The organism is Aeromonas sp. QDB63, from assembly GCF_027707425.1.
In the GTDB taxonomy this organism is placed as follows: Bacteria; Pseudomonadota; Gammaproteobacteria; order Enterobacterales; family Aeromonadaceae; genus Aeromonas; species Aeromonas caviae.
Genome location: NZ_JAPCIS010000004.1, coordinates 62,231 through 84,347, shown reverse-complemented (window position 1 = coordinate 84,347; position 22,117 = coordinate 62,231). Strand labels below are relative to the sequence as shown.

The window sequence follows — 22,117 nt, the reverse complement described above, 5'->3', positions numbered from 1 at the left end:
TCATGATGAGTAGGGCTTAAGGAATGTCATTTCGATCATTGGCAACGAAGGGCCTAATTGCTGCTGGAATTTACGAACTTGACCTGTCTGCTCATCAATCCAGAAAAGATTCAGCCATCGCTCTTCATCCGGAGCGGTAACGACGTGCTCTTCTACAATCGTCGTTTTATAGGAGTGGTCCATAATATTCAGAACCTCATTGCCCGCCTGCGTGTAATGCATGCTTAAGGGATACCCACTGGTGTATTTTTTCGACCACTCAGCGACGCTATACCACACCATAGATGGCGTCTTGTCTACACGAGAGGTTTTCAATGGATCCTTATCCAAACTCCCCAGATAGCGCAAATCATTTGGTAACCCCACCGTTTTAATCAAGCGCCCATATTGGGTCACAAACATCACACCATCGGCACTCACCCATGACATGCGTGGGCCATCGACATAAGCCAAAATAACCAATGCCTGCGGCACATCTCCCACCTTGATATAGGCACTCGCATAGGGCAATGCTCTTAGCTCAGATGAGGTCAGTACAATATCATCAGGCTTGTTAAACACATAACCAAAGGTTTCAATTGTCTTCTGCATTGAGGTACTGCATCCCGCCAACAAAAGAGTGGCCGACAATGCCAATAATCGAGTGGGGAAATAAGATGAATACTGAGCCACGTGCAATAAACCATCCATGAGGGATAAGAAGAAAAACAAGGCTGCTTGAACCAAGCAGCCTTGCTGAATATTATCGGGTTGACGTGGTAGTGCTGGTGTTGTTGTTGTCGTCATTTGATGCGACAGCGACAGCTACTGCTACACCGACAGCGGCAGCAACACCAACGGCGACCAGAGCTGTCGTTCCAACAGCCGCACCAACACCAGCAGCCCCGGCAGCAGTACCAGCACCAGCACCGACACTGGTACTAGTACCCGTTGTGCCAGCAGCGGCTACCCCCTCTTCTGCAGCCATGGTATTAGTGGAAACAGCCAGCAGCGCGGCCAAAACAAACGCACTCTTCTTCATCTTATCTTCCTTTTTGTTGACACAGCTAAAACATAACACTGAGAGGATCCCCCCAGCCATATCTAGTATTACTCAAAGAAGGCATCGATTGAACCTTCAATTTCGCCTCCCTGAATATTACTAATCCCTTATCTATCATCTGCAGCCGGATCAGGCTTTGGTTTTATCACCATAGCTATATTGATAATACCCGTAATTACCGTAATAACTGCTGGCTTTCTTTTCTACCGCGTTGAGCAGAATACCCTTGATAGCCACACCATTTTGCTCGAAGCGACGAATCGCCACTTCCACCTCTTTCACAGCCGTCTTGGCAAAACGAGCCACCAACAAAGACGCCCCGACATGCTGGCCAACGATGGCCGCATCGGTGACCGCCAGGATCGGCGGGGAGTCGACGATGACAAAGTCGTAATGTTCTGCGGCCCAATCCAGCAGCGCTTTGAAGCGAGGGTGCATCAGCAATTCTGAGGGGTTAGGTGGCACTGCGCCACGACAGACAAAATCGAGCCCGTCAAAGCCAGTCTTGCTGATCACCTGCATCATCTCACTTTGACCCGCCAGATAGGCGCTCAAACCAGCCCCCATCTCTTGCCCCATGACTTTCTGCATATAGCCCTTGCGCAAGTCCGCATCGATGACCAGCACCTTCTTGCCACCCATGGCCAAGGTGGCAGCAAAGTTGGTCGACACGAAGGTTTTACCGAGGCCAGGGCCAGGACCCGAGATCATGACGATGTTGTTTTTGGCCTCCATCATGGCGAAATGCAGGCTTGTACGCAGACTGCGCAGCGACTCCATCGCCAGGTCGGCCGGATTACGGGCGGCCAGCAAGGCTTCATTGAGAGCCATCGCTTTTCGACCTTTCTTCTTCTGCTGCTGCTCTATCTTGGCCTGATCTTCGGAATAGGGAATAGTGGCGTAGACGGACAGCCCCATCTCTTCCAACTGTTCGGGGCTCTCGACACCCCGGTGGAATGCAGCGCGCACCAGGATAAGGCCCACTGACAACATGCCTCCAAGCAGCGTCGCCAGCACCACGATCAGCGGCTTCTTCGGCTTGACAGCACGGGTTTCGACTGCCGCATCATCGATGATACGCACATTACCGATGGTCCCCGCCTTCATGATATTGAGCTCTTGCTGCTTGTTGAGCAGCTGGACGAAGATCTCCTGGCCCACTTGCACATCACGGGTCAATCGCAAGATATCCTGCTGAGTTTTCGGCAGGCGCTTGATCGACTTGTTGATGTTGTTCTTGGTGTTGATCAGAGTCTGGCGCTTCTCCATCAAGGCGATATAGGCCGGATGCTGACGGGTATAGAGCTGTTGCAGCTCGGCTTCACGGAAGGTCAACTCATTGAGCTGTTTCTCAATCCCGACCATGGTGTCCAGTGCCGCTTTCGCTTCGAGCGACAGATCAACCGACTCGTTCTGTTGACGATACGTATTGAGCAGCTCTTCCGAACGGTTCAAGTCATCTTTGACCTGGGGAAGATGGGTCTGCAGGAAATCCAGGCTCTTCTGGGCTTCTTCAGTCTTGCGCAGCACGTTCTGCTGGAGATAGTTCTGGCTGATGTTATCGAGCACAGCACGAATGCGCCCCTTGTCTTCGCCTTCCAAGGCCAGGGAGATGATCCCGGTATTCTTGCCCTTCTCGCTGACCTGAAGATCCCGCTGCAGCTCGCCAATCACATCCAGCAACGGCTGCTTGACCAGGGTAAATTCCTGGCCATCTTGTGCGGCGACGTCTGCGACAAGCAGGGTCACATCCTCTTTTTCCAGCAGTTTGCCCACCTGTCCTTCGAGTACCCGGCCTTCCACCTCCAGGGTAAAACGGTTTTCTCCGGTCAAGGTCAAGGTGAAGGGAGTACCAATCAGCTCGGGTGCCACCTCAAAACGACTAATCGCCATCTTGGGATAGGGCTGACCCATCAGGCGAGACACACCACGGCCAACCAGCGGGAAGAAATCGGGGGTCACCACGGTATCAAGATGGAGCTCTTGCACTGTGCGGCCAAGCACCATGCGCGAGGTCAAGAGTTCTATCTCGGCGGCAGCATCAGCCTGTTCGCCACCCAGCACATCGGCCATGTCACCGAGAAGAGCGGTGCCGCTGGCCTTTTTTTCCACTTGCAGCAGGGCATTGGCCTTGAAGACTGGTGTCGCCAGCAAGGCGTAAGCAACACCCATCATCATAAAGAAGCCGGTGATACACACAATCCACCAACGGCCATCGATCAGGTAGCCCAGCAGGCGCCCCAGATCGATCTCATCGTTTTCCACCGCAGCACTATTTTGCCGGGACGAAACAGAAGAAGTCGTCATTACACAGAGTCCATTTTTATTGTCAGATAACCCGAACACAGGCACAGGCTGTGGTTACAGTTTTTTTACCCAGGCATCGGCCCCACGCACCAGCAGTTGGTAAACGTGCTCGTAGGCTTCCCGGCTGAGGCGATAGGGATCTGGCACCTCGCACTCACCCACCCAATGGCCAAAGAGCATGGTCTTGCCGCGGGCGCCAGGATCAATGGCGGTCACGGCGGAAATATGTCCTTTCTCCATGACAAGGATGAGATCGGCCTCCTGACACAACGCGCGGTTAAGCTGACGCGCAACATGCCCCTCCAGAGAAACCCCATGTTGCAGGGCTACTTCGCTAGCGACCTGATCGGCAGGCTTGTCGACCAGGGCGCTCACTCCGGCAGAACGGATATCACGGCCGGGCAAACGCTCCCGCAGCAGACGCTCACCTGTCGGGGAACGACATATATTGCCCACACACACGACGAGAATTTTCTCAAACATATTACTGTCACTCTTTCATCTTCAACCCGATGCCAAGGGCCCCGAGTCAATATCCATTGAGCGTTACCAGTTGCGAACCCGCAACATGCCTTCCGTCAACTCGTTAAAGCCAGTGATGGAGGGAACCAGTTGACTCAACACGCGGTTCCAGCGCGTCACAGGTGCGGTAGTCACATACACAACGTCATAGGGTTGCAACGCAAACTCCGTCCCCATCACCAGCGCAGTGGCGTCACTCAAATCAAGTTGATAGATGGCGGCTTTCTGCTGTGACTTGCCTGCCGGGCGCAATACGAAAATCCCTGAGGCATTGGCAGCATTCTGGTTCAAGCCCTCGGCACTGCTCAGGGCTTCCGTCAGGCTCATTCCTTCACGACCAATGGTCAAGGTTGAAGCCTTGTTGACTTCCCCCATGACAAACACTTTCTGGGCATCATTGCGCGGCACATAGAGCATGTCGCCATCGCGCATCAGCTGGTTGTGAGAGAGGTCGCCATACTGCAAAAGATCCTGCAGCGACAGCGGGTATTCCTTGCCCTGGCGAGTCAGGACCACATGATGCCAATCCGCCGTCGGGCTCAAGCCCCCGGCCAGATTGAAGGCATCGAGCAGCGTCATCGGCACATTGGTGATGGGCTGCGCGCCAGGTTTGGCGACTTCGCCTGAGATGTAGACCTTCTGGGAGCGGAAAGCGGCAATGCTGACATCGACCTGCGGGCTTTCAATAAACTGAGCCAACCGCTTGGCAATATCCACACGGATTTCAGATACCGTTTTTCCCACCACGGCGACCTTGCCGATATAGGGGTAGAAGATGGAGCCATCCGCATGTACCCAGTTACCCGCCTCGCTCGCGCTGCGGTAGGAGCCAGCAGGAATGGTCAACTCCGGGTGATCCCACACCGTCACATTGAGGATGTCGCCAACCCCGATACGGTACTCATAACTGCTGATCTGGCGATTGAGCTCAGGGTTGGCCTTGCCCACCACAGGCGCCTTGCGTAACTCGCTGACCAGTGCTGGCGTCACCGGGTAGACATCGGCCAGTTGATCAACATCAACCGTTCCGGTAGCCACCTCGGTCTTGCCGCTGGTTGAAAGATTGGTACCCGGCACCACAGTACATGCACTGAGCAGAGCCACGGCCGACAACAGAGGGATGAGCTGAATCCTTTTCACTTCCACACCTTATTTAGCTTGCCATCAAAAACTGACTGGAAAAAATCGCCATATGATAGCGGAGTTCAGGGAAAATCATGAGGAATATTTACCAAGAAAAACGGATAGATCGTCTGAAGACACAAGGCATCAAGCACGAAGTAACCACATGCATAACATGCCCATCAACAACCCCCAACCCAATCGCTTCCTATATCGGGGTCATGACCCTGCCTGGTCCAGTGGCAGGGTGCCATGATGAAAACATGATGGACGATCCGATATGAGCGACCTTGATAAACGCGCCATGACAGACTGCCCGCAAAGGGCAGCCTGTGTCAGGGATTAATCACTACCAAACAGATCACGGGTATATACCTTGTCCATGACATCACTCAGCTCGTCGACCATGCGGTTTGTCAGAATCACATCACAGCTTGCTTTAAATTCGGCTAGATCAGTCATTACCCGAGAATGGAAGAATTCGGATTCTGTCAGACTAGGCTCATAAACTACCATTTCAATACCTTTAGCCTTGATCCGCTTCATAACCCCTTGAATAGCGGACGCACGGAAATTATCGGACCCCGCTTTCATCACCAGTCGATAGACACCCACTCGTTTTGGATTCTTGCGGATCACCGAGTCGGCGACAAAATCCTTACGCGTGGTGTTGGAATCAACAATCGCCCGGATCAGGTTATTCGGTACCTGGTTGTAGTTGGCCAGCAGCTGCTTGGTATCTTTCGGCAAGCAGTAACCGCCATAACCAAATGAGGGATTGTTATAATGGCTGCCAATACGAGAGTCCAGGCAAATACCATCGATAACCTGACGGCTATCGAGGCCATGGTGCTGGGCATAGGTATCGAGCTCATTAAAAAAGGCAACTCGCATCGCCAGATAGGTATTAGCAAACAGCTTGATCGCCTCGGCCTCTGTGCTGTCGGTAAACAGCATGGGCACATCTTTCTTGATCGCTCCTTCCAATAGCAAATTGGCGAACACGTGAGCCCTCTCGGAACGCTCACCCACAACAATGCGAGACGGGTGCAGGTTGTCGTAAAGGGCGCGCCCTTCACGCAAAAACTCCGGCGAGAAAATAAGATTGTCACATCCCAACTCTTCACGCAGCCGAGCGGTAAAGCCGACCGGAATGGTGGATTTGATCACCATCACCGCATCGGGATTAATGGCCATCACATCCTTAACTACCGACTCTACCGTGCTGGTATTGAAGTAGTTGGTTTCAGGATCGTAATCGGTAGGCGTCGCAATAATAACGAAATCAGCCCCGTGATAAGCCTCTTCTTTATTAAGTGTGGCTCGCAGATTCAGATCACGGCTGTCCAGATAGCTTTCTATCTCTTTATCCACGATAGGAGAGCGGCCCTGATTGATCATCTCGACTTTGCTGGCAATCACATCAACTGCAACCACTTCATGGTGTTGTGACAGTAATACTGCGTTGGAAAGGCCGACATAGCCCGTGCCTACAATAGCAAGTTTCATTTAGAATAAGCCTTATCACCATTTAATAATCGAGTTTAATATCATTAAAACAAAACCATCTTTAAATATATGGACAGCTTAAATCGCAATAATATTTTTTATAAAAGCTTATTTACTCCAATCGATGAAATATCTCTATGCGAGTAGAATAAATTTCGAATTAAATTCATTACCAACTAATAATTTCACATTGATTTAAATTTATTGAATGCATTAACGAAAACATATAACAACGACGTTAAGAATGAAATATTTTGATGCTTGTAAAACAACTCAAAATTATATTTTAAAAGGTGAATTTTATTACTTGACACAGACTCTTTTCTTATTCTGTATACAGCTAGCACGCCTGGGCAACGATATGCTTTAGGGACTAACTTAAGAATATTTAACCAAAGACCATAGTCTTGTCTTTTTCTAATTAAAGGCATAAATACTTTCCCTATGGCATGTGTGTCATAGATAGCTGTAAGACACCCTATTTTATTTTCCCTTAATAACTCCTTGTAGTTTAATGTATTTGGTACCCGTCTAACTCTTTCTATAAGGACGTCATTTTCGTCAATAAAAGAATAATCTGAATATGAAAGAGGCACCTTATTTACCAACATAAAATTAATTTGAGTTTTTAATTTTTCAGGAGCCCAAAGGTCATCAGAATCAAGAAAAGCGATATACCTACCATTTGCTTTTTCTATAGAATTATTTCGACTAACTGCAGGACCAAAGTTATTTAGATTTCTAAAAACTTTCACTCGAGAGTCTTTACTTTCCAAATTTAAAAGATACTCATATGTGCCGTCAGTTGAAAGATCATCTGTAACAATCCATTCCCAATTTTTATAAGTTTGATTTGTAATCGAAAAATATGTACTTTCGATATATGAGATTGCGTTATAGGTTGGAGTTATAATCGATACTAAGTTAGCATTCATTATTGGCTAGCCTAATTTTTGATATTTCAGAGCAGATTATTTGTGGTTTACCAGATTTTGTAGACGGAATGGAATCAACCTCATAAAAATTAATTGAAAAGTCATCACGATTAATCAACGCTTTAAACTTTATGTTAAGATCTTTAATTGCATCACATATAGATATATTGTCGAATTTTTTATTTGTGATGTACTCAAAATCAATGGAGTTTATATTTTTTTGAATTATCCTGAATTGTGATATCTCTGCAATATATTCAACAATACCAGTAAAAGAGTGAACGGTTAACTTTGAATTATCAGGTAAAATAACAATATCAGTATCGCGCCCAATTATCTTTTCAATTAACTGATAATTTAGCTTTCTATTTTTGGGGTATTTATTCTTAGGTAACAACACCCCTAAATCACCTATTTTATAACGTATCATAGGCATGGCATATCTATCTAAAGATGTGATAACAACATGCCCCATCTCTCCATCTTTTACTGGATTATCATTATCATCCAATATCTCAACTATAATATTAGGAGACATAATATACATATAATCAAGGTCGAGCTGGGCAGCCATTTTTATTCCCTCTGCACAACCATAAGTCTCATTAATTGTAACTCCAAATTTTTGTTTAAATTGATGCTTATACTTTGAGAACAATTTATCTCCCCAAGATACGGATGCTTTTATGCTTAACTTCTGACTAATATCCTCATTTACTAATTCAGAAATATTATACAGAGATGAGGCATACCCGACTATATACTTGACATCCATATAGCTACTTAGGATATTATTTACATCGTCACTGTTCATGCTGAAAGCATGTATATATCTAGTTCTAAATACAATATCTTTTATCTTTTTAAATAAACTTCTTTTCGCATCCATCCCAGTTTGTAATATTGGATAACCAAATTTCACACCAGCCCACTGCCACCATAGAATCTGAATTGCCCTATCTTTAGCAATTTCACGCTTTGATAAAATACATTCACTTCTTAACCCTGAGGAACCACTACTAAAGCAGTAGATTACTTTTTTACCTTTAAATTTTGAAGATTTTAATGCCTCATTGAAATCATTAAGTTTGTATTTATCAATGATAGGAAACTGACGAAGTTTGTCATAAGGATCTTGGAATGGCTCGTGCAACCCTTTAATGCTCTTATAAAAATCAACTGTTGTTAGAGCATGCCTTAGTATTAAGGATAGTCTTTTTTTCTGAATGCCATATACATCCTGCTCACTTAGTCTTGATTCTAATTTAATCTGTTTTAAATACCAAAAAACAGAGTACCGTTTAAGTGAAAACAAGTTAAAAACTATTTTTTCAAGTAGTAGATGGTATATAAAACTCATTTCGCTACCGCCTCCAGTAACTCTAGCCATTGCTGCTCAACGCGCGCCCAAGAATAAGCCTTGGCTGAATCTATCGCGTTTTCTTTCATTTTACTCTGTAATTCATAGTTATTTATTATTTTAATAACAGAATCAGCCATTTCATTATCGTCATTTGGGTTGCACAGCATACCATTAATATTGTTGCTGATCATATATGGAATCCCCCCAACATTTGTAGATACGATAGGGAAACCTAAAGCCATAGCCTCGATAATGCTCACAGGCGTATTATCGAAGTTTGTTGTGTTAATGAATATGTTACATTTTGCTGACTGCCTAACCCATTCTTGTCTAGTTAGAATTCCATAAACTTCGATGTTATCTTGTAGGTTTTGTTTTTTTATATAATTAGAGAATTCTTTATAAGAATTATCTTTAATTGGTCCGACCATATAAAGTCTACTTCTTGAATCAAGCTCTACTAACTTTTTTAATACCCTTGCGGCCATCAAGGGGTTATATATTTCAGCAAACGCTCGAACATAAATAAGTCTCGGATAGTCATATGTCTTTTCTATAATTGGGTAGTCGTCTATATTAATACAATTAGGTATATGTTTAACCCTAAATCCTGATTTTGTAAACTCATCAAACAAAAAAAATGATGGTGCTACGTTGATATAAGCATTAGCAAATATCATATTTGACATTCTGCGGTTTTTTACTAGCTTAAGTGGCAAATTACCCCCATGAAGGATAGGAATATATTTGATATCTAGTAAACGACAAATCTGTGATATAGCAAAAGCATAGAAGAAATTCAATGAACTATATGTGTCTATAAGCACTAACTTTGCGCTATCATGATTTTTAATTAGGCCAAACAACATATCAAAAAAACGGTATATTTTATTTTTTTTGTCCGAAAACGTAAGTATATGGAATTTATCCGAGAGTTTTTGGGAAAGAGTTTCCACCGTTGTTGGGTTTACACCATGTTTAGATAATTTATTACCGAAATATAGAATCATAATTTATTTAGAATCCGAAGCCATTCATTTTTTATGTTAGACATTGAATAGTCGTAACTAGATATACGAGCTTGCTTACCAAATGAATCTCTAATATCCGTATTTGAGATTAGATTTTCAATACAAGAGCAAAACTTCTCTATATCTCCATTCTCAATTAAATAACCGTTTACACCTTGTGTTATAAACTCCCTTGGACCTGTTGGACAATCAAAAGAGCACACAGGCAAACCAAATTGCATCGCTTCACCCAATACCATTGGGAGACCCTCCCAATGCGATGTCATTACATATATTGAAGAATGTTTATACAACTCTGCGATATCACGTACATTGCCAAGAAAGAAAACATCGTTGTTTATTTTATAATCAAGAGCGATATCGATAAGAGATTCACGCTCTTCACCCTCTCCAGCTATATATAATTTCCATTCATCTGATAACCCTCGACTTTTTAATGTTTTATAAATAAGAAGCAACCGCTCATATCCTTTTTGCTTGGTTAGCCTCCCTACAGCTAATATAATTCTCTTCCTTTGATTTAAACTAGGAAGTTGTAACTCTGACACTTCTATTCCTAAAGGATTTTTCAAAACTTTTATTTTATTTTGTAGGAAGATAGGATAATTAGACTTATCCCTATCAGTAAGAACTGTTATGATTTTAGGCTGGATAGCATAAGCTAAAAGCCTTAGACATCGCCTAATATACCCTTTAAACGCAAAATAATTATTATGTTCACAAAAAACAAATTTCTGCTTCATCAACAAGCAAGATATAGCAACCCTTACATTGCAGTGAGCCATAAATGAGATGTAGATATTAGCTTTATTGTCACTAACAGCCTTTCTAAGCTTAATGAGCCGCATTATGTTTTCTACAACGACTCCAAACATATTTTTATTTTTATAAGCATAATTCAAATTTATTATTCTTACATTCTTATTTAATTCATAAAATGGCTCTTCATCCCCTTTGAATATTATAATATCACATTCAAAACCTTCATTTGAAAGAGCATTGACAACATTACACAACACTCTTTCAGCCCCACCCGAACCTAAGGATTCAGTTATGAATACTAACTTCATGATAACCAACTTTTATAATGATAGATACTATTTGATTGGACTATATAATAGTTAAAAAATACAAACAGCATTGCAATTAAAATACAATGTACGACTTTTTCATTGCGAATACCAAATATATCTCTAATAATCATTGCAATAAGCACTGGCTCTGTAATGTCGAATATTGAAGATATTCTAGAATAAAATATTTCTGTATTTATACAAAATAGAGAAACAATGAAACCTGTACAATATATTTTAAATACAAGTATGGTATTTTCATCAAGTTTTTTATTTAAAATATAGCAAGCACTAATTATCGCCATGTGCTTAACAGGACTTATCTGCAGCGGGCTTACTGGCTGTCCAAACATGGTGTTTTGGATTGTCCGTTCAAATAATGGTATTATGTCAGCATTGATATATGATAGTGGAGTTATTAGCGTTAATAGTAAATTTTGAAAATTCGAAATAAAACTAAGTAAATACAAAGCTGAAGTTATTGCATATAGCCAACTTAACCTACTCTTTTTTGATAAAAAAACAAACAATGAAATTATAGACACACTATGTATTAATGAGGCCAATAATATCATAAAAAGAGACTTAAGATTTTCCCCCCTTAAATAAAAGAGTGTAGAAAAACCAATAACCCCAATAGCTAGCCCCATCCTTATTTGAATGAAATCAAAGGAGAAATAATTAAATGTAAGGTACCAAAGGAGGCACATTGAAAAAGCAGAAGAAGAAAGTGAGTAGAACCTTTTAAAATAAAAAACCTTAATTAGAACAGATAATGTAGCAACAACTAAGAAAAATAATTCATAAGAAACATCAAATGATTTAAAAATAGATATAAAGAACTTAAATCCTATTTCACTATGTATGTCCGCGACATTAGACATTGTGAAGTCATCGAGTTTAGGCACTTGGTCATATATAATGACATAAGCGCCGTAGTCAGCATCAGCATAATATCTAAATCCGCTCAACAATATAAAAAAAATAATTGTCACGCATGAAAAAAATAAAACAACGCCTCGATTTCTGCTAACTAATGATAGTATCGATGTAATATGAAATAAAGATAATAAGTGATAGAAAATCATCTTATATATGCCTTTTAGAAATGCTGATAACGAATGACCCTCTTATATACCATAATTGTATATATCACTTCAAACAGTAGTAGATTGATAGAAAAAAGTATTATTGCATATGTAAAGCTTGGTTTGAATACAATAAACACCATGATTATCGTCAACGCTCTAAAAATGTTAAAGTACATTTCCAGTTTTGGTTGCTCTATGTAATGAACAAAAGCATTCACAATACCAAGCAATCCAAGTAGCATCATGGTTTGTAGCACTATATAAGCAACAATTAATATACCTTGGTATTTCCCCCCCACAATTAAATATATAGTTAAAGATAGAGATGCCGATAACAAAAAAGATACACTTACAGCTAACGGAATATTTCTGGCTATTTTTTTATACGTATCATTCGCGTGTTCTTTTTTGAAGGTGCACACCTTTCTCATCCAAAATGGTTTTAGTGTGCTAAATATAATATTAATTATACCATTAAACATGGATGCAGCACCAAAAAAAGCCGTTTCATATTTAAATCCGTATAACTTAAAGTAAATAACAGGCCAGTGTATACATAACATGTATGCTAAATTTGATAATGTCACACTATAGCCATACTTATATATTTCAAGTATTTTCAGCCAGTCTTCCGATAACTTAATACTTTTTATTGAGCGCAGTGAACTTTTATTAACAATTAGTATCAGGGAGGGCGCACCATAGAGGAAAAAAATCAACCATGGCACTGAGTTTATGTATAATCCAAACAATGAAAATACAAGCCTTAAAATTGCAAACTGCAAGTTTAACTTAGCGTATTGATTAAAGTTCCCTTCAATTTGCTCCTTAATTCTTTGAGTATTCCAGATTGAAAATAGCAAGGATGAAATTACTGCCAACAATATACCAACATCAAGGCTTACATTAACTAACATCAATAAAGAAGCTAACGCAACAAATAATATAATCAAAACTAAAAGCTTAAACCCTAAAATCTTTTCCCAGTTTGATATAATGCTTGATGACTTTATTTTCAGTATTGATGTTGTAGAACCAAAATCCCAAAGCACTTGGGTTATAATAAATACCGTCAGAAATGTAACGTAATTTGCAAAATCTATAGGTGTAGTATTTTTAGCCAGAAATACGCCCACAACTCCAACAACCAGATTGTTTATCGCTGTTGAAAGTATAGCTTTTAATGGCCCGATAGCTTTTAGAATTTTCTCACTCCACATTATATTTGTACTTCTGATATCTTGGATTATTTTGAAAGAATTGCTCAGCTATTTTTCTGTTGGCGGTAATGTTGGAAGCATCAGTCCCTATATCTTTAATTTTTTTTGCTGGGATCCCAGCAATAGTGATATCCGAAGGGATGCCCCTATTAACTACGCTGTTTGCACCGATTTGGACTCTATCTCCGATATTTATATTACCGAATATCTTTGCTCCTGGTCCAATCCATACGTTATCACCTATTACGGGTGCTTTCATTTGATCTTCTACTGAGTTATTCACACCAATATTAACGCCTTGGTGAATATCACACCACATTCCGACTCTGGTTGATGGGTGAATAACTATATACCCAAAGTGATTTATCCTCAACCCAGCGCCAAATACATTAATAGGTATATCAAACCCCAACTCATAGCTTAATTGGAATTTTTTATATTGATAAAATTTCTTAAGTATTTTTGAAAGAGGGGATGTAATATTGTTTGAATGATATTCAAGCTTCCTTAGACATATTTGAAACCTCCATATTTTATCATAAAACGCAGGTTTTTTATTCTTTCGCCCTAGAGCAAACCTATCAGCCTCCAAATAAAAGATAAGGTCACCTTTTGTTTTTATCAAAATAAAGCCCTCACTTGTGGTGAATGTTACATATTTTAAATAACTTCCTGAATAAATTTCACTACAAATATCTTGCATCTATAGATGCAAGATATTTTCTTATCTCAAGACTTCTTATAATATTTCAGGCTGAAATGAACGCTGATGTCCATCTAAAACCCTTAAATTGTGACTACAATACTAGTAGAAGCACGTCCAAGTTAGTTGGTCTGACCTCCATCTTGAGCGACATATCTACCTTTGAATTCTTATTGCTTCAAAATTTGGAGGCACTAACTGCAAAGTCAGGTTAATCGAAAAATATTTTCCGGCGTCATAAACATCATCCATTGGTCGCAATTCTTCCGGAGCACATTATATCGAGCCTTCACAATGTCAAATGGTTATTTGATGAGTTTGCACGGACGTTTTATCCAATCTCAGATATTGGATCAGAGCTTTTCAAATGCAATAACTAGCTTGCTTTTATGAGGATGAATTATGAATTTTTTTGAACTGTCAAAGCGTGTGGAATTAGCCCAGTAAGTCTTCACGTTAGCCAGTTCCTCAGTTTTTTCAACCCAGATAGCCTGCCCTCCGAGAAAACGAGCTATTCCTTACCATTGAGCATGGTTATCCACTTGATTAAGATTGTCTCTTTGTGCAACCTGCTCTTTAGGCTGTGACTCTATTCACTGTGGCATCTGAAATATGCATTTTACTTCATCATAAAATCACATGGTGCTAATAAACTCACACGAGGATTTTATTCGCCCCCTTCTTTTAACTCACAAAGTAATATAGGTGCTCTGAATATTAATAACTACCGCCCCATCCCAAACAGCACTGTCTTAACTGTCAGCAGCAAGATCTTGATATCCAACATCAGGCTTTGATGCTTGATATAGAAGATATCGTATTTATGCTTCCATACGGCATCTTCAATAGATGCCCCGTAGGGGTAGCTGACCTGGGCCAGGCCGGTAATGCCGGGCTTGACCGCATGACGGAAGCGATAGTACGGGATAACAGCTTCCAGCTCTTTGATAAATACTTCCCGCTCGGGTCTTGGGCCAACCAGAGACATTTCGCCTTTAAAGACGTTGATCAGTTGCGGCAGTTCATCAATACGGGTCTTGCGAATGAAACGGCCAACACGAGTGACTCGGGCGTCGTTCTTGCTTGCCCATTGAGCACCATTTTTTTCGGCATCGTTTCGCATAGAGCGAAACTTGATGACGTCGAATTCCTGGTTGAACAGACCAACCCGGGCTTGACGATAAAAGATGGGACCAGGTGATTCCAATTTGATGGCCAGCGCAGCAAGCAAGCCAATGGGAATGGCAACCAGACTGAGCGCAATGGCAGAGACCAGATCCAGCGCACGCTTGACAATGCGATTGGATGGACGGGAGAGGATGGAGAAAGATTTCATGTGCAGGAAGTAGCCGCTGTGCAACAACTCCACTTCAGTGCGGCCGAAACGACGGTCCAGATAACTGACCAACGGCTCAACGTAAGCACCATATTTGGTGGCCAACACCAGCATTGCGGCCAGTTCATCGGGAAGGTCACCACTCTTGTAATGCACAAGGGTTTTGCCTTTTAGCTGGGACATGTCCGTCACATTGAAATGCAACGTGAACGGATAATCGGCTAGCACTCGCTCAATAAGAGCCTTGTCACTATCACTACAATACACATAAAGCTCATCACTTTTTATGTGAACTCGCTTCAGCTCACGTATGAGATGACCAATATCTTGTGAGTGAATCTTCTCTGTCAATTTTTCATTCGCTGCGTTCCATAATGCAGCACTGCTGTTGATTTTATTATCCATTTCCCTTTACTCTCTAGTTTTAATATCCCGAAAGGCAAATATTTTAATTATTGTGTATGCCTACCAAGCAACCTCATGTGAGCAGTTATTTCGTTATTGCACGTGATCTAAGTATCTGAATGATAATAATGTATTGCAAAAACACATTTTTTGTGCCTTCATTCAAATATATGTATCAAACATGTGCCTAACCTAAAGCGGCTCTGACAATCTACTGCTCAAGTACCAGACTAGTCGGCTATAAAAACAATATTGTCATTAAATGATGACGCAGAGCATTGAATAAAGTAAGCTACCGCCCCTGAGTTACAGCTCCCAGTACGCTCGCAGTCGATATATTGTTTAGTTTGCCAAAGATTTATGACCGTTCTGATCCTGCACACCTTTGCAAACAAGACAGCGAGACGCTCGTTATGCTTACTTTATGGTTATAACCATGATCATGTTGAGCCTATTAAGCGCAAGAAGATACAAGATTAATTTTGAATCGGCGGGGTGATTTTACCTATGCTTTGCTCAAAAGGGTAGTCAATCTGGTCTAATCAGTTTTTGATCGCTCAAAAAACAACCAGAAATTGAATTGAAAAGATGTCTGATGAGGCGCGTAATAATAGAATATCATTGATTTTCCAGATAAAAATCGATGTTGTGTGTAGGAAGTGGAACCACATTGTCTGTTGGCAGATCACGTTGTTTAGCAAGCCAGACCAGGTCACAGATGCCGTCTGTTGGTTCGAACGCAGCAGGGGCGTGCATCAGAATGTCGCGTACTTTCTGTTGATCAAAGTGGTGACAGGCGTCATCCAGCGAGGCCAGCAAGGGACGCAGCCTTGACCAGGGGAGCCAGCATTCTTGCGCCACCATGATCCTGGGATGTTCTGTACCTCTAGCATCATCCCCAATCAACAATTCTTCATAGAGTTTTTCACCTGGCCGCAACCCCGTCACCTCAATAGCAATGTCGCCATCGGGCCGCAGTTCATCGCGAAGCGTCAGGCCGCTAAGACGGATCATACGTTTTGCAAGCTCCATAATCCGGACTGGCTGCCCCATATCGAGCACAAAAACATCGCCCCCCTCCCCCATCGCGCCCGCCTGGATAACCAACTGGGCAGCCTCCGGTATTGTCATGAAGTAGCGAATGATATCGGGATGAGTCAGAGTAATAGGCCCACCTTTGTCTATCTGTTGTCTGAACAATGGCACCACTGAGCCTGAAGATCCGAGCACATTACCAAAGCGCACCATACAAAAACGGGTTTTGTGCTTTTCACGGGTCAAGGCTTGCAGGATGAGCTCGGCCAAGCGCTTGCTGGCCCCCATGGTGTTGGTTGGGCGTACCGCTTTGTCAGTGGATATCAGTACAAAGGTTTCAACTTCCGCTTCAATGGCTGCTTGAGCAGCATAAAGAGTGCCAAATACATTATTGCGCACCCCTTCTATGATATTGAACTCGACCAAGGGCACATGCTTGTAAGCGGCAGTATGGTAGATAGTCTGGATCCGAAAGCTCTGCATCACCGTCTTGAAGCGGTGCTGGCGCTGCACCGAGCCCAGTAACGGAGCCAGCTCTGTTTCAATTCCCTCACGTTCGCACTGTTCACGCAGGTTTTTGTGCAAGACATAGAGGGCGTATTCAGACAGTTCGAACAGAACCAAGGTGGATGGCCGGCACCGCAAGATCTGGCGACAGAGCTCCGATCCAATAGAGCCCCCAGCCCCCGTCACCATGACCGCTTTGCCTGTGATGTTGGCTTCCATCAATGTCGTCACCGGCTCTACCGGGTCTCTACCCAACAGATCGTCGATGGAGACTTCATTAAGCTGATCAATACGGGCAGAGCCATTGACCAGATCGGCCATACCCGGGATAGACAGCACTTCACAAGAGAGAGGCTCAAGTGCATTGATCACTTCCTGGCGACGAGCCCTGGTGCTGCTTGGCATGGCCAACAGGATCTTCTTCACCCCATGGTGATCAATCAGGGTGGGGAGCTGAGCACTGTTGTATACGGTACATCCCTGAATAACGCATCCTTGTTTGGCAGGGTCATCATCCACAAAAGCAACTGGGTAAAACTCATTGCCTTGCAACAAAGCCACTTGCAACTGCCGCCCCGAGGAACCCGCACCGTAGATCAGCACCTGTGTACGCGCCAAACGAGTAGTATTCAACAGTGCCCGAAAGAACAACCGCACACCACCGACCATCAACACCAAAAATGAGAGATAGATGACCGATACGGTTCTGGGCAGGAAGATATCGAAGTAAAACGCAGAGATAACAAAAAAGCTCGTTGAAACAAATGCACCTAATGAGATTGTCCAGAGCACTCGAAAGCTAACATATCGCAAGATTGCACGATACAAACCCAGCCGAACAAAGACACTAATACTGAGGACAATAATTGCACACAAAAGGGCCCAATGATGGGGGCTTGCGATTGGCCAGCTATTTTCAAGTCTGATCCAATATGCCCCCCAATATGCCATGGTAATCAATAACGTATCTACTGAGACAGATATTGCTCGTTTGCTGGCTCGTGACAAGGAACCAAGGCAGGTAAGTAACCAGCTACCTCCCGGCCAAAAATCTGTGCTCATTCAGGTACTCCTGCCTTTAGGCAAAATGCGAGATAAGTTAGCGGTAAGTAGGCAATAATCAGACCCAACACGCCATCAAGCCACCCCACAACAATCATGGCAGCAATAGGTGCAAGCCAAAGCACATTTATGAAGAGGACCATCAGTGTCACGTTACGATGACTTTTCCAGTGCCTTGCAGCATATTGAAATGCGTGAGTTCGATGAGCTTCACTCAGGCGACATTTGAGACGATAGCGGTTCAGTAAAGTCCAGGTAGCATCAACGACAAAGACGCCGAGCATGACAAGCCACGCCCACAGGAATTGGGGGGCGAAACTTGCATCAAGCAACATCAGGGATGCGAGCATCATACCAAGGAAGCCACTGCCTCCATCTCCCATGAAGATCTTGGCCGGTGGAAAATTCCAGCACAAAAAGCCCGCAGCAGAAGCCCCCAGCAACAGGGTCAAACTCGCAAACGGCCACTCACTTCCTAAAAGGTAATGCAGTAACGCCATGACGATACAGACAGTCACGGCCTCACCGGCAGCCAGGCCATCGATGCCATCCATGAAGTTGTAAAGATTGATAAACCAGATCACACCTAACCATGCCAGCGCATAACCAAACCAGGCAAGATTTAGCTGCCACCCAAAGAAAGTCAGCTCTGGCAATCCATCAACAGCTAATACAACCAATGCAGCAGAAAGACTTTGGACAATTAAACGAGTTTTTGGCTCAAGAGACAGGTGATCATCGATAAAACCAACTAGTGCGATGCCCAGTGCTGCAATCCATATCAATAGCAAGCTTCCATAATGCACCCCATACGAATCCGGCTCCTGGCTCACGACGAGAAAAGGAGAAGCCAATAGAAATGTAGCGACAATCGCCATACCTCCACCTCTCGGCGTAGGGATATGATGTGAGCTGCGATGATTGGGTTGGTCAAGAAGACGGCTCTGACCGTAGCGCTTAAATAAGCCGGTCATGATAGTGGAGAAAAACAAACATAAAACTAGAAGTAACGGAAATGTCAGCATCACAAACTACTCATTTTTGGAAGATGCCATCAGGGATAAAGCCTGAGAAAACGTATAAGGAGCCGACCATTGTAGCTGCCTCTGAGCCTTGCCCGTATCCATTTCTAGAGAGCCATAGATCCGCTGCAATTTGGCATCAATCCCAAAGCAACGGCCAATCCCTCTTACCAGAATTGATGGAATATAAAACAGTCGAGAAGGGACACCTTCAGCATCAGCAATAGCTATCAGCATTTCAGATGTCGAAACAGGAACTGGATCTGCGACCAAAAAAATCTGATTCACGGTAGCAGGATGATCTATCGCACGAGCAATGAAATCGCATAAATTGGGTAATGCCAATAAACTCCGTGCATTTTTCAAACGGGCAAAGGGGAGTGGAAAACCGGTATGCACCATCTTTAACATGCTGGCAAAATTAGCCTTCACACCCTTACCATAAATAAGAGGAGGCCGGATAATGGTGACAGCCATACCACACTTCTTAGCAAGTGCCATCAGCCCTTGCTCTGCATCATATTTTGAGCGGCCATAAGGGTCTTGTGGTGGATTCTGGACATGTTCATCAAACGGCTTACCGGGCTCAGTCTGCTCACCATTTACTTTAATCGAGCTAATAAATATGAAGCGCTTAACACCAGCATCTGCGGCCTGGTTTGCGAGATTTAATGTGCCAATTGTATTTACCGCTCGAAACGCTGTTAGAGGATCTGCTTCCTTATCAGACATCACATGCACCCTGGCGGCACAGTGAATGACAACATCCACCTGTTGTAATTGGGTTGTCCAGTTTGCATCTGCTGTCAAAGAGGGAGCGTTGATGTGATACGAAGCAAGCGGGTGACTTCGCACCGCACCTTTCACATTCACACCCAGACTCAGCAGGTGTTCACAGACCGCCTTGCCAACAAATCCGTTGGCGCCTGTTACCAAGACTGTACTTTTGATATCTGACATTACCACCAACGCCAACCGTGAATATTGAAGAAAGTCACCATAGAGCGCCCAAACATCCAGATATGCCGCCAACCTTTGCGCGATGCATGACCACCATGATGAACAACCTTCACCTGAGGGACATAAGCAATCCGGCTGATCTTTCCAGCCCGCAAACTGATGTCAAAATCTTCAAAATAGAGAAAAAAGCGAGGGTCAAACCCTTCGAGCTGCTGCAATACATCTGTGCGAAACAGCATAAAACAACCACTGACAATGGGTGGGTCCCACAGCACATCATGATTGTTGAGCTGATCTGCCATCTCATATTTTGCCAAGCGCGTCTGGAATAACTTCTTTACAAATGCAGGAGCAAAACCACGCAGCAATAAATCCAACACGGTTGGATAGCGCTTGCAAAGCCGTTGTACCTCACCATATTCCCACGTAGCGAAAGGCGTCAGTAATCCACAATCCGGATGTTGCTCCATAAACTCTAGTGCGTTTTTCAGTGCATCTGGAGCAACTTCAAGATCAGGGTTCAGGATAAGATGATATTTAGCATCAGTCTGTAATGCACGGTTATGACCGGCCCCAAACCCAGGATTTGACTGTGCAAAAATCAAGTCATGATCACCTATAAAACTCTTGCTTACATCTTCATATTTAATAGCAAAATCACTCGATGGAGAGTGGTCTACAACTATCAAGGAACTTACTACCCCAGCATCGGTTACTGCTCTCTGTAATTTTTTGAAAGTTGTTGTTATTATTGACTTTTCAGTGCAATAAGCAACCACGGAAATAGATAAATGATATTGGCACATGCTATTTAATCCAGTGATCACGCCACAGTAAAATATTGCGTTCAAAAACGTTATAAATAACTGCCGAGACAATTAGCGTAGCAAATATAAAACCAAGCCAATATAAAATAGCCGTATCCTCAGTCACATTTGGAAAATAGAAACCCATAGCACTTAACACTAATAAATTTACGAGATACGCAGAATATGACCATCTGGCAATTGGCTTTACAAATCTATAAAATAAATTACCAACTCTTAATTCAAGACCACAAACAAGCAGACCAGCGGCAGCGATATTCGCTATTGGAAATAATAAAATTTTTAATAAAAAGCTGTCATCCATAACTTCATCTGGCTGCATCGAGATAATAATAACGGGTATTAGCAACAAAGCTAAGAAAGGTGCAGCCTTAATTGTTGCATCTCGCAATAGTTTACCATGGTAATAAAAATAAGAGGTTAAGACCCCAATCATAATTGAATCAAGACGTAATAATGCTGTTGATCTAACTTGATTAAATGACAAACCAGGCTCTAAACACACAAATATTATGCGCATCATCAAAGAAAACACTAACAATATTAAAAGAGTAACCAACAATGCCTGTACAGCAGAACTTCGCCAAGTAATGAGCATTATTAATGGAATAGATAAATAAAAAATCTCTTCAATTACCAAACTCCACGCTTCACCAAAAAAATCAGGATGGGGCGATAACAAGCTTTGCGTAAATGTCATATATCGCCATAATTCTGGCGCCGATTCAGGTCGCCATGTGTCAATAATCAGCCAATTTAAGAGTAAGAACAATAAATAGTTGGGATAGGTCCGTAAAAAACGACGCCCCCAAAATTTAGGAATCCAGTGCCAACGGCTATCACTTTTAGAACTCTTTTCTATAATAATTGAGCCTATTAAAAAACCAGATAACACAAAGAATATCTCAACCCCGAGAAAACCACCAAATTTAAAAAGCTGTGCATCTGGAAAAACAGGAAACAATAGACGACGACCATGTGAAAGCAACACTAAAAGGATAGCACTAGCTCGACAAATGTCGAGCCAGTGATTGCTTTTCATACT

Annotated in this window: 19 protein-coding genes; all 19 read right to left on the bottom strand. The window is 42.8% G+C overall.

Translation table 11 applies throughout. From position 1 onward, the window contains the following. Nucleotides 1-591 carry a YjbF family lipoprotein gene (locus PG879_RS04340; protein ID WP_162726176.1) on the bottom strand — a complete coding sequence of 197 codons (591 nt, stop codon included), beginning with the start codon at nucleotides 589-591 and terminating at the stop codon, nucleotides 1-3. Nucleotides 592-742: 151 nt separating this feature from the next. Next, nucleotides 743-1,021 carry a hypothetical protein gene (locus PG879_RS04335; protein ID WP_162726175.1) on the bottom strand — a complete coding sequence of 93 codons (279 nt, stop codon included), beginning with the start codon at nucleotides 1,019-1,021 and terminating at the stop codon, nucleotides 743-745. Nucleotides 1,022-1,171: 150 nt separating this feature from the next. Continuing rightward, nucleotides 1,172-3,349: a polysaccharide biosynthesis tyrosine autokinase gene (locus tag PG879_RS04330; RefSeq protein ID WP_270829830.1), complete on the bottom strand. Its 2,178-nt coding sequence runs from the start codon at nucleotides 3,347-3,349 to the stop codon at nucleotides 1,172-1,174. 54 nt (nucleotides 3,350-3,403) lie between these two features. Then, a complete protein-coding gene (locus PG879_RS04325) occupies nucleotides 3,404-3,832 on the bottom strand; it encodes an arsenate reductase/protein-tyrosine-phosphatase family protein (RefSeq protein WP_270829829.1) in 429 nt (142 codons plus the stop codon). A 63-nt stretch (nucleotides 3,833-3,895) separates the two neighbouring features. Then, nucleotides 3,896-5,011, bottom strand: coding sequence for a polysaccharide export protein (locus tag PG879_RS04320; protein ID WP_270829828.1), 1,116 nt, complete (start codon nucleotides 5,009-5,011; stop codon nucleotides 3,896-3,898). 324 nt (nucleotides 5,012-5,335) lie between these two features. Continuing rightward, nucleotides 5,336-6,502 carry a nucleotide sugar dehydrogenase gene (locus PG879_RS04315; RefSeq protein ID WP_270829827.1) on the bottom strand — a complete coding sequence of 389 codons (1,167 nt, stop codon included), beginning with the start codon at nucleotides 6,500-6,502 and terminating at the stop codon, nucleotides 5,336-5,338. 185 nt (nucleotides 6,503-6,687) lie between these two features. Further along, entirely contained in the window at nucleotides 6,688-7,437 is a 750-nt protein-coding gene (locus tag PG879_RS04310; RefSeq protein WP_270829826.1) for a glycosyltransferase family 2 protein, read from the bottom strand. Next, nucleotides 7,427-8,827: a hypothetical protein gene (locus tag PG879_RS04305; RefSeq protein ID WP_270829825.1), complete on the bottom strand. Its 1,401-nt coding sequence runs from the start codon at nucleotides 8,825-8,827 to the stop codon at nucleotides 7,427-7,429. The genes PG879_RS04310 and PG879_RS04305 overlap by 11 nt, the downstream gene beginning before the upstream one ends. Further along, on the bottom strand, nucleotides 8,794-9,810 hold the full coding sequence (locus PG879_RS04300) for a glycosyltransferase family 4 protein (protein WP_270829824.1): 1,017 nt from the start codon (nucleotides 9,808-9,810) through the stop codon (nucleotides 8,794-8,796). The genes PG879_RS04305 and PG879_RS04300 overlap by 34 nt, the downstream gene beginning before the upstream one ends. Then, nucleotides 9,807-10,901 (bottom strand): glycosyltransferase family 4 protein, encoded by a 1,095-nt coding sequence (locus PG879_RS04295; protein ID WP_270829822.1) that lies wholly within the window; start codon nucleotides 10,899-10,901, stop codon nucleotides 9,807-9,809. Before PG879_RS04295 ends, PG879_RS04300 begins: the two co-directional genes overlap by 4 nt. After that, nucleotides 10,898-11,992: an EpsG family protein gene (locus PG879_RS04290; RefSeq protein ID WP_270829821.1), complete on the bottom strand. Its 1,095-nt coding sequence runs from the start codon at nucleotides 11,990-11,992 to the stop codon at nucleotides 10,898-10,900. The genes PG879_RS04295 and PG879_RS04290 overlap by 4 nt, the downstream gene beginning before the upstream one ends. 14 nt (nucleotides 11,993-12,006) lie before the next feature. Next, on the bottom strand, nucleotides 12,007-13,215 hold the full coding sequence (locus PG879_RS04285; RefSeq protein WP_270829820.1) for a hypothetical protein: 1,209 nt from the start codon (nucleotides 13,213-13,215) through the stop codon (nucleotides 12,007-12,009). Further along, nucleotides 13,205-13,918 carry a serine acetyltransferase gene (locus PG879_RS04280; RefSeq protein ID WP_270829819.1) on the bottom strand — a complete coding sequence of 238 codons (714 nt, stop codon included), beginning with the start codon at nucleotides 13,916-13,918 and terminating at the stop codon, nucleotides 13,205-13,207. Before PG879_RS04280 ends, PG879_RS04285 begins: the two co-directional genes overlap by 11 nt. Before the next feature lie 724 nt (nucleotides 13,919-14,642). After that, on the bottom strand, nucleotides 14,643-15,659 hold the full coding sequence (locus PG879_RS04275) for a sugar transferase (protein ID WP_270829818.1): 1,017 nt from the start codon (nucleotides 15,657-15,659) through the stop codon (nucleotides 14,643-14,645). Nucleotides 15,660-16,277: 618 nt separating this feature from the next. Beyond that, nucleotides 16,278-18,263, bottom strand: a complete 1,986-nt coding sequence (locus PG879_RS04270) for a polysaccharide biosynthesis protein (RefSeq protein ID WP_270829816.1) — start codon at nucleotides 18,261-18,263, stop codon at nucleotides 16,278-16,280. Next, nucleotides 18,260-19,141: an MraY family glycosyltransferase gene (locus PG879_RS04265; protein ID WP_270829815.1), complete on the bottom strand. Its 882-nt coding sequence runs from the start codon at nucleotides 19,139-19,141 to the stop codon at nucleotides 18,260-18,262. Before PG879_RS04265 ends, PG879_RS04270 begins: the two co-directional genes overlap by 4 nt. Nucleotides 19,142-19,294: 153 nt before the next feature. Continuing rightward, nucleotides 19,295-20,245, bottom strand: coding sequence for a UDP-glucose 4-epimerase family protein (locus PG879_RS04260; protein WP_080770108.1), 951 nt, complete (start codon nucleotides 20,243-20,245; stop codon nucleotides 19,295-19,297). Beyond that, nucleotides 20,245-21,051 carry a glycosyltransferase family 2 protein gene (locus tag PG879_RS04255; RefSeq protein ID WP_270829814.1) on the bottom strand — a complete coding sequence of 269 codons (807 nt, stop codon included), beginning with the start codon at nucleotides 21,049-21,051 and terminating at the stop codon, nucleotides 20,245-20,247. The genes PG879_RS04260 and PG879_RS04255 overlap by 1 nt, the downstream gene beginning before the upstream one ends. A gap of 1 nt (nucleotide 21,052) precedes the next feature. Continuing rightward, nucleotides 21,053-22,114 carry an acyltransferase family protein gene (locus PG879_RS04250; RefSeq protein WP_270829813.1) on the bottom strand — a complete coding sequence of 354 codons (1,062 nt, stop codon included), beginning with the start codon at nucleotides 22,112-22,114 and terminating at the stop codon, nucleotides 21,053-21,055. Nucleotides 22,115-22,117: the final 3 nt, after the last annotated feature.

What these genes read in the sequence shown, in the direction of transcription:
- PG879_RS04340 (WP_162726176.1), bottom strand. Translation starts at nt 591, where the DNA reads ATGCAGAAGACAATTGAAACCTTTGGTTATGTGTTTAACAAGCCTGAT.
- PG879_RS04335 (WP_162726175.1), bottom strand. Translation starts at nt 1,021, where the DNA reads ATGAAGAAGAGTGCGTTTGTTTTGGCCGCGCTGCTGGCTGTTTCCACT.
- PG879_RS04330 (WP_270829830.1), bottom strand. Translation starts at nt 3,349, where the DNA reads ATGACGACTTCTTCTGTTTCGTCCCGGCAAAATAGTGCTGCGGTGGAA.
- PG879_RS04325 (WP_270829829.1), bottom strand. Translation starts at nt 3,832, where the DNA reads ATGTTTGAGAAAATTCTCGTCGTGTGTGTGGGCAATATATGTCGTTCC.
- PG879_RS04315 (WP_270829827.1), bottom strand. Translation starts at nt 6,502, where the DNA reads ATGAAACTTGCTATTGTAGGCACGGGCTATGTCGGCCTTTCCAACGCA.
- PG879_RS04310 (WP_270829826.1), bottom strand. Translation starts at nt 7,437, where the DNA reads ATGAATGCTAACTTAGTATCGATTATAACTCCAACCTATAACGCAATC.
- PG879_RS04305 (WP_270829825.1), bottom strand. Translation starts at nt 8,827, where the DNA reads ATGGCTAGAGTTACTGGAGGCGGTAGCGAAATGAGTTTTATATACCAT.
- PG879_RS04300 (WP_270829824.1), bottom strand. Translation starts at nt 9,810, where the DNA reads ATGATTCTATATTTCGGTAATAAATTATCTAAACATGGTGTAAACCCA.
- PG879_RS04295 (WP_270829822.1), bottom strand. Translation starts at nt 10,901, where the DNA reads ATGAAGTTAGTATTCATAACTGAATCCTTAGGTTCGGGTGGGGCTGAA.
- PG879_RS04290 (WP_270829821.1), bottom strand. Translation starts at nt 11,992, where the DNA reads ATGATTTTCTATCACTTATTATCTTTATTTCATATTACATCGATACTA.
- PG879_RS04285 (WP_270829820.1), bottom strand. Translation starts at nt 13,215, where the DNA reads ATGTGGAGTGAGAAAATTCTAAAAGCTATCGGGCCATTAAAAGCTATA.
- PG879_RS04280 (WP_270829819.1), bottom strand. Translation starts at nt 13,918, where the DNA reads ATGCAAGATATTTGTAGTGAAATTTATTCAGGAAGTTATTTAAAATAT.
- PG879_RS04275 (WP_270829818.1), bottom strand. Translation starts at nt 15,659, where the DNA reads ATGGATAATAAAATCAACAGCAGTGCTGCATTATGGAACGCAGCGAAT.
- PG879_RS04270 (WP_270829816.1), bottom strand. Translation starts at nt 18,263, where the DNA reads ATGAGCACAGATTTTTGGCCGGGAGGTAGCTGGTTACTTACCTGCCTT.
- PG879_RS04265 (WP_270829815.1), bottom strand. Translation starts at nt 19,141, where the DNA reads ATGGCGATTGTCGCTACATTTCTATTGGCTTCTCCTTTTCTCGTCGTG.
- PG879_RS04260 (WP_080770108.1), bottom strand. Translation starts at nt 20,245, where the DNA reads ATGTCAGATATCAAAAGTACAGTCTTGGTAACAGGCGCCAACGGATTT.
- PG879_RS04255 (WP_270829814.1), bottom strand. Translation starts at nt 21,051, where the DNA reads ATGTGCCAATATCATTTATCTATTTCCGTGGTTGCTTATTGCACTGAA.
- PG879_RS04250 (WP_270829813.1), bottom strand. Translation starts at nt 22,114, where the DNA reads ATGAAAAGCAATCACTGGCTCGACATTTGTCGAGCTAGTGCTATCCTT.